Origin of the sequence: Pseudomonas sp. RIT411 (assembly GCF_003057735.2) — a bacterium.
Taxonomy (GTDB): Bacteria; Pseudomonadota; Gammaproteobacteria; order Pseudomonadales; family Pseudomonadaceae; genus Chryseomonas; species Chryseomonas oryzihabitans.
The window spans coordinates 366,494-379,110 of the sequence record NZ_QBIZ02000002.1 but is presented as its reverse complement, the minus strand read 5'-3'; the positions used below and the strand labels follow the sequence as shown (position 1 = coordinate 379,110).

Here is a 12,617-nt window from a genome sequence, read left to right as displayed (position 1 = left end):
CCGGCTGGAGTCGGGCACAAGAAATGCCAAGCATGAAAAAGCCCGCACTAGGCGGGCTTTTTTGGAGTCTGGATCAGGCGGATTACTTGGCCTGAGCTTCGACTTCGGCTTCTACGCGACGGTTGACGGCGCGACCGGCTTCGGTGGCGTTGTCAGCAACCGGGCGGGACTCACCGTAACCGACAGCGTTCACGCGGCTGCCCTGCACGCCGTACTGGTTGACCAGGACGTTACGCACGGCATTGGCACGACGCTCGGACAGCTTCTGGTTGTAGGCGTCGGTGCCGACGGAGTCGGTGTGGCCTTCAACGGTGGTCGAGGTCTGCGGGTACTGCTGCATGAAGTCAGCCAGGTTCTTGATGTCGGCGTAGCTGTTGGGCTTGACCACGGCCTTGTCGAAATCGAACTTCACGTCCAGCTCGACGCGAACGGTTTCGGCGGCAGCCGGGCAGCCGGTAGCGTCAACGGTGACGTTGGCCGGGGTGTTCGGGCACTTGTCGACGTTGTCGCAAACGCCGTCGTTGTCGGAATCGGTGCAGACGTCAGCAACGGGGGCCGGAGCCGGAGCCGGAGCGACTTCTTTCTTGGTGGAACCACCGAAGTTCAGACCAACACCTACAGCAGCGCTCCACTCGGTGTCGCCGTAGTCGATGTTGTAGTTGGCTTGTACGCCGGTACGGGCATACAGGTTCTCGGTGAAGTAGTACTTCAGGCCGGCACCCAGGTTGGCGTAGGTGGAGTGATCACGACCACCTTCGTTGATGTCGCGGTTGCTGATGGACTGGTGAGCGAAGCCACCGGATACGTACGGACGCAGGCCGACGCCGGGCTGACCGAAGTGGTAGTAGGCGTCCAGAGCGGCCAGGCTGCCCTTGATGTTCTTGTGGCCCAGGTCGTGGTCGCCACGGGCGTTGTGGTACTCGCCGTAGGACAACGCCAGCTCAACGTCGTCGGTCAGGAAGTAGCCAACGGAACCGCCGTACAGGTCAGCGTTGGTCATGTTGCGCTGGCTGTCGGTGAACAGACGGCTGCCGAACAGCTCGGTCTCGACGGCGCCTTGACCTTGTGCCAGGGCGCTCAGCGAGGCGCTTGCCAGCAGGGAGCCGATCACGACGCCCAAGGTGCTCTTCAGTTTCATCCTTTGTATCCCCATTTTAGTGGTACTAATTCCGGCAATCTCCGGAGGCTTCGACAACAAGTTTTCGTGAAGTTCAAAAACTTACGGCTGACACATCCGGTCAGCCCTCAACTTCAGCTGCGAACTTGTCACGCAGTTTGTCGAGTGCCCGCTTGTACCGCATCTTGGTGGCGCTGAGGCCCATGTGCATGATGTCGGCGATCTCCTGAAACTCCAGCTCTGCGACGAAGCGCAGCACCAGGATCTCCCGATCGACCTGACCCACATGGACCAGCCAGCGATCCATCCCTCCCTTTTCTTCCAGCTTCGGCGCCCTTTCCTCGGAGGCTTCCTCCATCGGATCCAGACTTAATGCCTCCACCAGCCGCCGCTTGCGGCGTTCCTTGCGGTACTGAGTGATGCACTCGTTGTAGGTGATGCTGTACAGCCAGGTCTTGAATTTCGATTTCCCCTCGAAATTCTTCAAACCGTAAAGCACCTTCAGCATGATCTCCTGGCAGACATCGTCTGCGTCCCGGTCGTTCCCCAGGTAGCGGGCACAGACGTTGAACAGGGTGCGCTGGTAACGGCGCATCAGTTCTTCGTAGGCTCGCGTCACGTGGAAGAGTTCACCATGCGCGCGCTGGACCAGCTCTTCGTCACTGAGCGTGGTCGGGTCGTAGGCATGAGGGGCAGGCTTGTTCAAGACGGAGTTGGCTACCAAAAAGTGGCGGGCATGATAGCCATCTCCGCGTCGCCTGTCAGCGGCTGCGCACCTGGGCCTCCAGCAATAGACGGTTCGGAACCGAAACGATATCGCCCTCTTCGGTCATGATGAGAGTCTTGGCGGTACCGATTTCCTCGATCTCGCCTTCGACGTCCACCAGGGTCACCCACTGGCCGACTTCATAGAGTTCGCGCACATAGATGCCGGCCAGGATCTGCGACACCAGCCCACGGCTGCCGAGCCCCAGGGCCAGGGCCGCCGCCAGGGCGAAGGCGGTGAGCACGATGGCGATGACCAGGTTCAGCAGTTCGGTCTTGATCTCCAGCTGACCGACCGCGACCGAGATCGAAATGATGATGACCAGTCCCTGGGCCAGGCGCCCCAGGCCGGCCGCGTAATCCAGGCCGACGCCTTCGGCGGCGCCATGCACCAGACCGCTGACCAGTTGCGCCAGCAGCACGCCAACGATGAGCACCAGGGCGGCGCCAAAGATCTTGGGCACATAGAGCGCCATGACGTCCAGGGTCGAGGACACGCGCTGCAGCCCCAGGGACTCGGCGGCCGAGACCAGGAACACCAGCAGGACGAACCAATAGACGATCCGGCCGATCAGGGTGGTGACCGGCATGCGGATGCCGATCTTGGCCAGTTGCTTGGTCACCCCGGCTCCGGCGAGGACGCGATCCAGGCCGAGCTTGGCGAGGACCTTCGACAACACGGTGTCGAGAATCTTGGCGACGGCGAAGCCGGCGAGGATCACCACCAGGGCGCCGAAGACGTTGGGAATGAAGCCGGCCACCTTGCTCCACAGGGTGGTCATGGCGGACAGCAGACTCTGGGTCCAGATATCGAATTCCATCTACTTCAGTATCTCCGGGAGAGATTCGCGACGCGCGGTACGGCGCGTGCGCGGCTTCAGGTGAGGGGCACCGTTGCCCAGTGCCAGCAGCAGCGCCGAGGCCCAGTGCCGCCCGATCAGATCGAACAGTGCGCCCGCGCCAACCTGACGGTTGGCGGTCTTGAGCACGCGATGCAAGCGGGCCTGGTCGTCGCCCTCCTCGTCCTGAGCATTGGCCGGGGTATTGAGGAGCGCCTTGAGGGACGCTTCGAAGGGATCGTGCATAAGCACCTCGCTGGTCGTTTCCTCTTGACGCAGCGAGGTGGGGACGGGTCACAGCCAGCGCAGTCGACGGAACAGCCAGACCTGGAAGACCGCCACCGCGCCGATCACCAGGCAGGCGGCCACGAAGCCGAAGGCGGATGACGAACCCGGCATGCCGCCCATGTTCATCCCGAGCAGACCGGTGATGAAGCTGATGGGCAGGAAGAAGCCGGTGATGATGGCCAACAGATAGAGGGTGCGATTGGTCTTGTCGGTGGTCGCCCGCTGCTCGGCGTCCTGCAGCAGCGCGACCCGCTCGCGCATCACCTCGAGTTCTTCCAGGTTGCGCACCAGGCTGTTGTGCAATTCGCTCCAGTAGCCCTGGCTGGCCGCCTCGACGAACCAGGCGGGCTTGCCGCGGGCGAGATCGCCATAGATGTCGCGCTGCGGAGCCAGGTACCGGCGCAGCCCGGTCGCGCGGCGCCGGAGGGTCAGCACCTGGGCGTGATCGGGCAGGCTGCCCTCGTCCTGGTCGACCTGTTCCTCGAGGCCGTCGAGCTGATCGGAGAGACCACGTACCAGGTCGTCGACCCGACTGGTCATGTAGCTGGCGAGGTAGAGCACCAGGTCTTCGGCACTCTGGGCACCGATGCCCGCCTCCAGGTCCTCCTGGACCTCGGCGGCGGCCTTCATGGGTCGCATGCGCAGGGAGATCACCCGACGTTTGTCGACGAAGACCCGCAGCGACACCATGTCCTCGGGCACGGCGCCGGGATTCAGATTCACCCCGCGCAGGAACAGCAGCAGGCTGTCGTCGGGCTGATTGACCAGGCGCGGGCGGGTCGCCTCTTCCAGCAGCAGGTCACAGGCGAATTCGCTCAGGCCGCTGGATTGGCGGAGCCAGGCCTGAGCTTCGGGGACGCTACGGTCCCAGTGCAGCCAGAGCACCTCGCTCGGGCTCGGCTCCACCTCCGCCAGCTCCCGACGACTCAGGCGTCGTCCGCCACCGCGACCATCGAGGAGATAGCCATAGATGAGGCCTTGTTCCACATCGCTGTCGTACTGCTGCATCTGGGGTCTCTTGCAGGGATCGCGACCACGGTGGCCAGGCGATCCGGCGAAGGTGGCCCGAGACAGGGCGCAGGCGCTACCTTCGTGGGGAATGAGAGGGATTAATCCTGGAAAGGATCACCCCGCCGCTGGCCGGCGGGGCGATCCCTGGCCTCAGGCGTTGCCTTCGGCCAGGAAGAACCAGGTGTCGAGCACGGAGTCGGGGTTGAGCGAGACGCTCTCGATGCCCTGTTCCATCAGCCACTTGGCCAGATCCGGATGATCCGAAGGACCCTGGCCGCAGATGCCGATGTACTTGCCGGCCCGGTTGCAGGCGGCGATGGCATTGGCCAGCAGCTTCTTGACCGCCGGATTACGCTCGTCGAACAGGTGGGCGATGATGCCGGAGTCGCGATCCAGGCCCAGGGTGAGCTGGGTCAGGTCGTTGGAGCCGATGGAGAAGCCGTCGAAGTGCTCGAGGAATTCGTCCGCCAGCAGGGCGTTGGAGGGCAGTTCGCACATCATGATCACGCGCAGGTCATTCTCGCCGCGCTTGAGGCCGTTCTCGCCAAGCAGCTCGACCACCCGCGCCGCCTCGTCCAGGGTGCGCACGAAGGGCACCATGAGCTCGACGTTGGTCAGGCCCATTTCCTCGCGCACCTTTTTCATGGCGCGGCATTCCAGCTCGAAGCAATCGCGGAAGTTCTCGCTGATGTAGCGGGAAGCGCCGCGGAAGCCCAGCATGGGGTTCTCTTCCTCGGGTTCGTAAAGCTTGCCGCCGATGAGGTTGGCGTATTCGTTGGACTTGAAGTCCGACAGGCGCACGATGACCTTTTTCGGCCAGAAGGCGGCGGCCAGGGTGGAGACCCCCTCCACCAGCTTCTCGACATAGAAGCCGACCGGATCCGAGTAGCCGGCGATGCGCTTGTCGACGCTCTCCTTAACCTCGAAGGGCAGGCTGTCGTAGTTGAGCAGCGCCTTGGGGTGCACGCCGATCATGCGGTTGATGATGAATTCCAGGCGCGCCAGACCCACGCCGGCGTTGGGCAGCTGGGCGAAGTCGAAGGCACGGTCGGGGTTGCCGACGTTCATCATGATCTTGAACGGCAGCTCGGGCATGGCATCCACCGAGCTCTGGCGGATGTCGAAGTCCAGCTCGCCTTCGTAGATCAGGCCGGTGTCGCCCTCGGCGCAGGAAACGGTGACGGTCTGGCCATCCTTGAGCAGGCTGGTGGCGTTGCCGCAGCCGACCACCGCCGGAATGCCCAGCTCGCGGGCGATGATGGCGGCGTGGCAGGTACGACCGCCGCGGCTGGTGACGATGGCGCTGGCGCGCTTCATCACCGGCTCCCAGTCGGGATCGGTCATGTCGGAGACCAGGACGTCACCGGGCTGGACGCGATCCATCTCGCTGACGTCGCGGATGATCTTGACCTTGCCGGCGCCGATGCGCTGGCCGATGGCGCGGCCTTCCACCAGCACCTGGCCCTTGTCCTTGAGCAGGTAGCGCTCCATGACGGTGGCGCTGGCGCGGCTCTTCACGGTCTCGGGACGGGCCTGGACGATGTAGAGCTTGCCGTCGTCACCGTCCTTGGCCCACTCGATGTCCATCGGGCGACCATAGTGGCGCTCGATGATCAGCGCCTGCTTGGCCAGTTCGGTGACCTCGGCGTCGGTGATGGAGAAACGCGCGCGATCCGCCGGTTCGACATCGACGGTGCGCACGGAGCGACCGGCCTTGGCTTCTTCGCCATAGACCATCTTGATGGCCTTGCTGCCCAGGTTGCGTCTGAGGATGGCCGGACGACCGGCTTCCAGGGTGGGCTTGTGGACATAGAATTCGTCCGGGTTGACCGCGCCCTGCACCACGGTCTCGCCGAGGCCATAGGCAGCGGTGACGAAAACCGCGTCGCGGAAGCCCGATTCGGTGTCCAGGGTAAAGAGCACGCCGGCGGCGCCGGTCTCGGAACGCACCATGCGCTGCACGCCGGCGGACAGGGCGACCAGCTTGTGATCGAAGCCCTGGTGGACGCGGTAGGCGATGGCGCGGTCATTGAAGAGGGAGGCGAAGACTTCCTTGGCCGCGCGAATGACGTTGTCGACGCCGCGGATGTTGAGGAAGGTTTCCTGCTGGCCGGCAAAGGAGGCATCCGGCAGGTCTTCGGCGGTCGCCGAGGAGCGCACGGCCACGGCGAGATTGGGGTTGCCCGCCGAGATCTCGGCGAAGGCCCGGCGGATCTCGGCGTCCAGGCGCTCGGGGAAAGGCGCGTCCATGACCCACTGGCGGATCTGGGCGCCGGTCTTGGCCAGGGCGACGACGTCGTCGACATCCAGCGCGTCGAGGGCCGCGTGAATGCGATCGTTCAGGCCGCTCTGCTCGAGGAAGTCGCGATAGGCCTGGGCCGTTGTGGCGAACCCGCCGGGTACGGAGACGCCCGCGCCGGCCAGGTTGGCGATCATCTCGCCGAGGGATGCGTTCTTGCCGCCCACGCGCTCGACGTCGTGCACGCCAAGCTGTTCCAGTGAAATTACATACTCGTCCAAGGTCTTCTCTCCATCTTGTGTCTTTGTGGGAAAGCAGTACGCCTCGGCGCTCGCCCCATGGACAGTGGACGGCGGTAGGTTACAGTGCAGCGATCCCTGCCCCGTACGCCACCAGGACGTCCCTCCATGCAACGAACCGCCTTTTTCATTTCCGACGGTACCGGCATCACGGCCGAAACCCTCGGTCAGAGCCTCCTGGCCCAGTTCGGGGACATCACCTTCAGAAGGGTCACCCGCCCCTACGTGGATACGCTGGACAAGGCCAGGGCGATGGTACAGCAGATCAATGCCGCCGCCGTCCAGGACGGTGCGCGACCCATCATCTTCGATACCATCGTCAACCGTGACATCCGGGCCATTCTGGACCAGTCGAACGGGTTCATGATCGACATCTTCTCCACGTTTTTATCCCCGCTCGAAAGGGAACTTTCCGCCGAATCTTCGTATTCGGTAGGGAAGTCACATTCGATCATGCACAATAGTCACTACATGGAGCGGATCGAGGCCGTCAATTTCGCACTCGAAAACGACGACGGCGCCCGCACGACCCACTATGCGCAGGCCGATCTGATCCTGGTCGGGGTCTCGCGCTGCGGCAAGACGCCCACCTGCCTCTATATGGCGCTGCAATACGGCATCCGCGCAGCGAACTATCCGCTGACCGAAGAGGACATGGAGCGCCTGCAGCTGCCCGCCTCGCTGAAGACCTACAAGGACAAGCTGTTCGGCCTGACCATCGATGCCGAGCGGCTGGCGGCGATCCGTCACGAGCGTCGGCCCAACAGTCGCTATGCGAGCTTCGCCCAGTGCGAATTCGAACTGCGCGAGGTGGAGAGTCTGTTCCGTCGCGAGAACATCTCCTTCATCAACACCACGCATTTTTCCGTGGAGGAAATCTCGGCGAAGATTCTGGTGGAGAAAGGCGTGGAAAGACGGTTTAAATAGTCGACCACCCCTCCTCTTCGGCGCCCGTGCGGCGCACCAGGCGACCGTCATGAACCTCGTCGATGCCCTGCTGTTCTTTCCGGTCGCCCTGCTCATCGCCCTGACCCCCGGCCCCAACAACTTCTGCTCGCTCGGCAACGGCATCCGCCATGGCGCGGTGACGGCGGGACTGGCGGCCCTGGGGCGCGACGTGGCCTTCGTGATCTTCCTGGTGATTTCGGCGGTGGGCCTGGGCGCCATGCTGCTGGCTTCGGAGACGGCCTTTACCGTCATCAAGTGGATCGGCGCGCTCTATTTGCTCTACCTGGGCGTGAAGAGCTGGCGCAGCCGGGCCTTCGACGGCCTGGACCTGGCCGAGAGCGGCGCGGCGCAACCGCGGGCGCTGCACCGGCTGATGCTGCAGGAATTCCTCATCGGCATCAGCAATCCAAAGGCGATCCTGCTGTTCGCCGCGGTCTTTCCGCAGTTCATCGATCCCACTCAGCCGACGACCCAGCAGTTCGTCTACCTGGGTGGCACCCATCTGTTCGCGGAGCTGGTCGCGGCCGTGATCTATGGCCTGTTCGGCCGCCAGATCCGCCGCTTCATCCGCGGGCCCCGTGGGGTGCGCCGCCTCAATCAGGCCACCGGGGCCTTCTTTGCCGGCGCAGGCGGTCTGTTGCTGACCGCCCACCGCTGATTCAGGACGACACCAGACCGGACTGGGCGGCGCCCAGCTTGGCCAGGGCCGCCTCGATCGCCGACCAGGGCTGTTCCCTGGGCGCTAGCGGCGTGTCCACCCCGGCCTCGCGAGCGGTTCGCACCAGCGTGCTGAATTCGGCTGTCAGTGCCGCGGCCTGGGCCGTGTCGACAGCTCCGGAAAAGGCCGCGGGCGACAGCCAGAGGCGCTCCTGCAGGCGCTCGCCGACCTGACGGGCGAATTGCAGCCGCCGCTGCTGGCCGATCGGCCCGGCTTCGGTGTCTTCCACCAGGCCCAGCGACAGCGTCTTGTAGGCCGGCAGCCGATCGAGCAGCCCCTGCTGAGCCTGGACCGACCGCGGCCAGTCGACATGCAGCCCTTCCACCGGCAGACCGGCAGCCAGCCCCAGGTTGTCGAGCAATTCGCCATGACGCACGCCCAGCAGCTTCTTCAGCGGTTCGCGTTGCAGCAGGTTGTAGGCCCTTTCGAAGGCGGTACGCCAGGCCAGCGGCAGTTCCAGCGTCAGCAGAGGCTCGTCGAGCTGGATCCATTCCACGCCCTGGGCAGCCAACCGCGCGAAGATCTCGCCATAGACCGGCAGCAACGCTTCCAGCAGTTCGAGGCGATCGAAGGCCGGATCGAGCGAGCGACCGAGCCATAGATAGCTCAGGGGTCCGAGGATCACCGGCTTGGCCACCAGGCCGAGCGCCTGGGCCTCGGCGACCTCCTCGAACAACTGCTCCCAGCCGATGGCAAAGGACTGGTCCGCGGTGAATACCGGGGCCTGACAGGAGCCGGCGAATAGATGATCGTCTGCCGCCTCGGTCCGAGCGGCGGCGCCGACCAGATACGAATGCGCCAGAACCCGATCGCCCCAGCCGAAGTCGCCTACCGCGAGCCACTCACAACCCGCGGCCTGCTGGGCGCGCCAGGCCTGCCGACGCTGCTGGCGTCCCTGGGCGATCAGGGCGGCCCGGTCGCAATCGTCGAGAGGCGCCAGCGTCGCCAGGGACGCGTCACCCTGTGGCTCGCACCGCGCGGAACCCTGGGAATGAATCTTGACCATCGCACACCTCCACCTGACAGGGTGGAGATTGTCGTCGCGCATCACCCATGAAACAAACTCAGGTTTCTTGTGGTGAACTCAAGTTTCTCTCATACACCGCGATCAGGGTTTGAAGCGCGCCATGCTGTAGGCGTCGACGAACAGCCCATCGCGCAGGGCATAGCGACGCAGCAGCCCTTCTTCTTCGAAACCCAGCTTGCGATAGAGCGCCAGGGCCGGCTCGTTGTCGCTGAAGACGGTCAACTCGACCCGTTGCAGATTCATCCAGTTGTCGGCGAGGTCGAGCAGGGCCGTCAGCAGCTGGGTGCCTATGCCCTGCCCCTGGCAATCCCGGGCCACGCCCATGCCAAGGGCGCCACAGTGCTGGCGGCGAATGCGCGGCTGCTGTTCGAGACTGGCGCTGCCCACCACCCGCCCCTGCTGCAGGGCGACCAATCCTATCCGCCCTTCGCGTTCGCCGCTCAGACGCTGCTGCCATTGTTCGGCGCTCTGATAGGGCAGCTGCAGCACCTGCCGCGCCACGGCCGGATCGCCATAGAGGGCAGCGAGACCCTCGGCATGGCGGTCGGCATAGCGTTCCAGATGGATGGTGGAACTGGACATGGGCGGCACTCCTTGGCGGAAGTCCGCAGCTTCGCCCAGGTCCGGGGGATGGGACAAGGGCGACGCTAGGAGCGGCTAAGCCGATAGCTGGATCAGAGGGTCCACTTCAGGCTGAGCATGACGTTGCGGGGATCGCCGTAGGTGCCCATGCCTGTGCCGTTAGAGAGGCCTTGCCAGTATCTTTCGTCGAAGACATTGTTAAAGTTGACACGGCCATCCCAGTGGTCATTGAAGCGATAGCCCGCCATCAAGCCAACCACGGAGTAACTATCTTGCTTTGCTTCACCGTTACCCACCCGTTTGAAGGTCTCGCTCTGGGCTAGCAAATCGGCACCGATGCGCCATTTGCTCAGGTTACCGGTCAACTGGTAGCTAGTAGCAGCCTTGAACAGGTGCTTGGGCTGCTCAGGTGCGAAGCGGCGGTCTTCGTAGGTAACGTCTTTCGTGAATTCGCTCAGTACTAAAGTATAGGCTGCAGACGCCTGCCAATTAGGTGCCAGTTGGCCAGATATTTCCGCATCAATGCCGCGACTGCGGACTTCACCAGCGGAGTCATAACAAGTACGACTCTGCTCTTGACACTCTTGTGGCTGAGGGGTCAGTTGATAAGCTCGGCCTTCCTGGATAGTTTCGAACAGTGCAACAGAGGCATTCAATGCACCGTCGAGATAAGCACCTTTTACTCCTACCTCATAGCTTTTGCCTTTCGTCGGCGCCAGCACTGAGCCCCCGCTACCCTGTTCGCTCTGTGGCTTGAAGATCCCGGTGTAGCTAGCATAGACCGAATAGATGTCGTTCAGGTCGTAGACGATGCCGGCATAGGGCGTGACTTCGCGCGTCGCCTTGTAATCGGTATCAGTCCTGTAATTGCTACCTGCGATATACCCTGAGTAGTCAAACCAGCTTATCCGACCGCCAATAATGACGTGCAGTGGGTCGAGTGGATTGAAACGCGCCGCGGCGTATACCGCTTCCTCCGTGGTGGTGTTCTTGCTGGCATAAGGCGAAAGGCTGCCTTTGTCCGGCTTGACTATGCTGCCAGGCTGAAAGTTGTAAATGTCGACCGGAGTAACGCCGGAATAACCGCCACGTTGATAGAACTTGTCTTCACGCCGACTGAGACCAGTCATCAACTGGTGCTCCCGCCCCAGTAAAGTGATGGGACCACTTAGCGAGAGGTCTACGTTGGTCTGATCAACATCGGTCACATAGGCACCCGACGCGGTGCCGAGATCGCTGACAGATGTATACGGGAAAGCTGTCACATAATTGGAAAAGGTATCGGATTCGGCCCACGACTTTTGCGCCGCCAGCTTGGCCTTCCAGCCGTTGTCGAAGGTGTGGGTGATGTCGGAGAACAGGGTGTAGGTGTCCTGATCCCAGTAAGCCCAATCGCCGCTCAGGAAGGTGGAGCGCGACAGGTGCAGATCTTCCCCATTAGGGCCGCTGGGCAGGCTGCCCCAGTCGGAGGTCTTGTCTTCGCGCTGCTTGGACGCGCCGATGGTCCAGGTGGTGGTGTCGCTGAGATCGGCTTCGAGGACGCCATAGAAGGTCTGGCGCTTGCGCTCGCGTACGTCCTGGAAGCTGTTGCCGTCTTCGTAGGCGGCCACGGCGCGACCGCGCAGGGTGCCGGCTTCATTGAGCTTGTTGGAGGCGTCGACCTCGGTACGGTAGCGGTCCCAGCTGCCGGCGCTGGTGGTGACGCTGACCTGGGGAAAGGCGGTCGGGCGCTTGCGCACCAGATTGAGGGTGGCCGAAGGATCGCCGGCGCCGGTCATCAGGCCGGTGGCGCCACGCACCACCTCCACCCGGTCGTAGATGGACAGGTCGGCCGAGGACAGGGTGTCGAGGGTGAAGGTCCCGGCCGTGGTGGGCAGGCCGTCGTACATGATGTTGTCGATGCGGAAGCCGCGGGAGAGGAATTCCTGGCGGTCGCCGCCGAACTTGTTCAGCGTCACGCCCGGGGCGTAGCGGACCACATCGTTGAGATCGGTCATGCCCTGGTCTTCCATGCGCTGCCGGGTGATGACGCTCACCGACTGGGGCGTTTCGCGGATGGACAGCGGCAGGCCGGTGGAGGTGCTCATGGCGCCGGTGGTGTAGGAGCGGGTCCCTTCGGTGGTCGTCCGACCCGTCAGGGAGCCATCGTCCGCGCTGATGGTGGTGGTATCCAGGGCCACGCTGCCGGCAGCGGCCTGGGTGGCCACCGGGGCGACGGTCGCGACCGAGCCGCTGACCGAGGCCGCCAGGCCGCTGCCCGCCAGCAGGCGCTGCAAGGCGACATCCGGCTCCATCCGCCCCGCCAGTGCCGGTGCCCGCTTGCCCACCAGGGCGGCGGGATCGTAGTTCACCTGGAGGCCACTGGCGCGCGCGAAGCTCTGCAAGGCATCGGCCAGCGGCTGCGCCGGTTGCGACAACGCCACGGGAGCGGCCTGGGCGAGGGTCGCCACGCCCAGGGAGACGGAAAGCGCGATGAGGCGAAGGGAGAAGAGCTGCATGTCGTTGGTCGTCCTCTAGGGAAACACCGACCCGTCCGTACCCCACGTAAGGACTCGCTGGAGATTTTCCAGGGACCGGTATCCGATGCCGTCTTGCGCGGCGGAACGCAGGCTATGCAACCTGGATGCATCTGTAAATGCAAATTAATATCATAAGCGACCGCAAACTTATGCTTTGCCCGCGCGAAGCCGTCAAGGACGGGGATTTGCAGACGCCAGCCTTCCATCGCTCTGATTCGGCGATTTTCGAGGGAATGTTTCAAGAAATGAGCGGCTGCCCTCCCCG

10 protein-coding genes and 1 pseudogene are annotated in these 12,617 nt (G+C 63.6%); 2 read left to right on the top strand and 9 right to left on the bottom strand.

From position 1 onward, the window contains the following. Positions 1-82 precede the first annotated feature (82 nt). The 6 genes from DBY63_RS04445 to ppsA all read right to left on the bottom strand — a co-directional run bounded on the left by DBY63_RS04445 (position 83) and on the right by ppsA (position 6,540). Positions 83-1,138 carry an OmpA family protein gene (locus DBY63_RS04445; RefSeq protein WP_007159258.1) on the bottom strand — a complete coding sequence of 352 codons (1,056 nt, stop codon included), beginning with the start codon at positions 1,136-1,138 and terminating at the stop codon, positions 83-85. Between the two features lie 100 nt (positions 1,139-1,238). Further along, the gene (gene sigX / locus DBY63_RS04440; protein WP_007159259.1) at positions 1,239-1,823 is read right to left on the bottom strand and encodes an RNA polymerase sigma factor SigX; all 585 of its coding nucleotides are present in this window, start codon (positions 1,821-1,823) and stop codon (positions 1,239-1,241) included. A gap of 55 nt (positions 1,824-1,878) precedes the next feature. Beyond that, a complete protein-coding gene (locus DBY63_RS04435; RefSeq protein WP_108581351.1) occupies positions 1,879-2,703 on the bottom strand; it encodes a mechanosensitive ion channel domain-containing protein in 825 nt (274 codons plus the stop codon). Then, positions 2,704-2,967: a hypothetical protein gene (locus DBY63_RS04430; protein WP_007159261.1), complete on the bottom strand. Its 264-nt coding sequence runs from the start codon at positions 2,965-2,967 to the stop codon at positions 2,704-2,706. It abuts the gene before it with no gap. Positions 2,968-3,015: 48 nt separating this feature from the next. Further along, positions 3,016-4,017, bottom strand: coding sequence for a zinc transporter ZntB (locus tag DBY63_RS04425; protein WP_027602678.1), 1,002 nt, complete (start codon positions 4,015-4,017; stop codon positions 3,016-3,018). Between the two features lie 153 nt (positions 4,018-4,170). Further along, positions 4,171-6,540, bottom strand: a complete 2,370-nt coding sequence (gene ppsA / locus DBY63_RS04420) for a phosphoenolpyruvate synthase (RefSeq protein ID WP_108581350.1) — start codon at positions 6,538-6,540, stop codon at positions 4,171-4,173. A 126-nt stretch (positions 6,541-6,666) separates the two neighbouring features. On the opposite strand from ppsA, the gene DBY63_RS04415 reads away from it, so the two are divergent. Together DBY63_RS04415 and DBY63_RS04410 are read left to right on the top strand one after the other, a co-directional pair. After that, positions 6,667-7,485, top strand: a complete 819-nt coding sequence (locus DBY63_RS04415; protein ID WP_108581349.1) for a pyruvate, water dikinase regulatory protein — start codon at positions 6,667-6,669, stop codon at positions 7,483-7,485. Between the two features lie 49 nt (positions 7,486-7,534). After that, a complete protein-coding gene (locus tag DBY63_RS04410) occupies positions 7,535-8,164 on the top strand; it encodes a LysE family transporter (protein ID WP_108581348.1) in 630 nt (209 codons plus the stop codon). Positions 8,165-8,450: 286 nt separating this feature from the next. On the opposite strand, the pseudogene DBY63_RS25370 reads toward DBY63_RS04410, so the two are convergent. The 3 genes and pseudogenes from DBY63_RS25370 to DBY63_RS04395 all read right to left on the bottom strand — a co-directional run. Further along, positions 8,451-8,945: pseudogene (locus DBY63_RS25370) on the bottom strand (5-methyltetrahydropteroyltriglutamate--homocysteine S-methyltransferase); the annotation flags it as partial. A gap of 387 nt (positions 8,946-9,332) precedes the next feature. Then, complete coding sequence (locus DBY63_RS04400; protein WP_108581346.1) at positions 9,333-9,833, bottom strand: GNAT family N-acetyltransferase; 501 nt, start codon at positions 9,831-9,833, stop codon at positions 9,333-9,335. A 92-nt stretch (positions 9,834-9,925) separates the two neighbouring features. After that, entirely contained in the window at positions 9,926-12,331 is a 2,406-nt protein-coding gene (locus DBY63_RS04395; protein WP_027596962.1) for a TonB-dependent siderophore receptor, read from the bottom strand. Positions 12,332-12,617: the final 286 nt, after the last annotated feature.

Bases quoted from the DNA above. Each gene is read 5' to 3' on its own strand.
- DBY63_RS04445 (WP_007159258.1), bottom strand. From the start codon at position 1,138: ATGAAACTGAAGAGCACCTTGGGCGTCGTGATCGGCTCCCTGCTGGCA.
- DBY63_RS04435 (WP_108581351.1), bottom strand. From the start codon at position 2,703: ATGGAATTCGATATCTGGACCCAGAGTCTGCTGTCCGCCATGACCACC.
- DBY63_RS04430 (WP_007159261.1), bottom strand. From the start codon at position 2,967: ATGCACGATCCCTTCGAAGCGTCCCTCAAGGCGCTCCTCAATACCCCG.
- DBY63_RS04425 (WP_027602678.1), bottom strand. From the start codon at position 4,017: ATGCAGCAGTACGACAGCGATGTGGAACAAGGCCTCATCTATGGCTAT.
- DBY63_RS04415 (WP_108581349.1), top strand. From the start codon at position 6,667: ATGCAACGAACCGCCTTTTTCATTTCCGACGGTACCGGCATCACGGCC.
- DBY63_RS04410 (WP_108581348.1), top strand. From the start codon at position 7,535: ATGAACCTCGTCGATGCCCTGCTGTTCTTTCCGGTCGCCCTGCTCATC.
- DBY63_RS04400 (WP_108581346.1), bottom strand. From the start codon at position 9,833: ATGTCCAGTTCCACCATCCATCTGGAACGCTATGCCGACCGCCATGCC.
- DBY63_RS04395 (WP_027596962.1), bottom strand. From the start codon at position 12,331: ATGCAGCTCTTCTCCCTTCGCCTCATCGCGCTTTCCGTCTCCCTGGGC.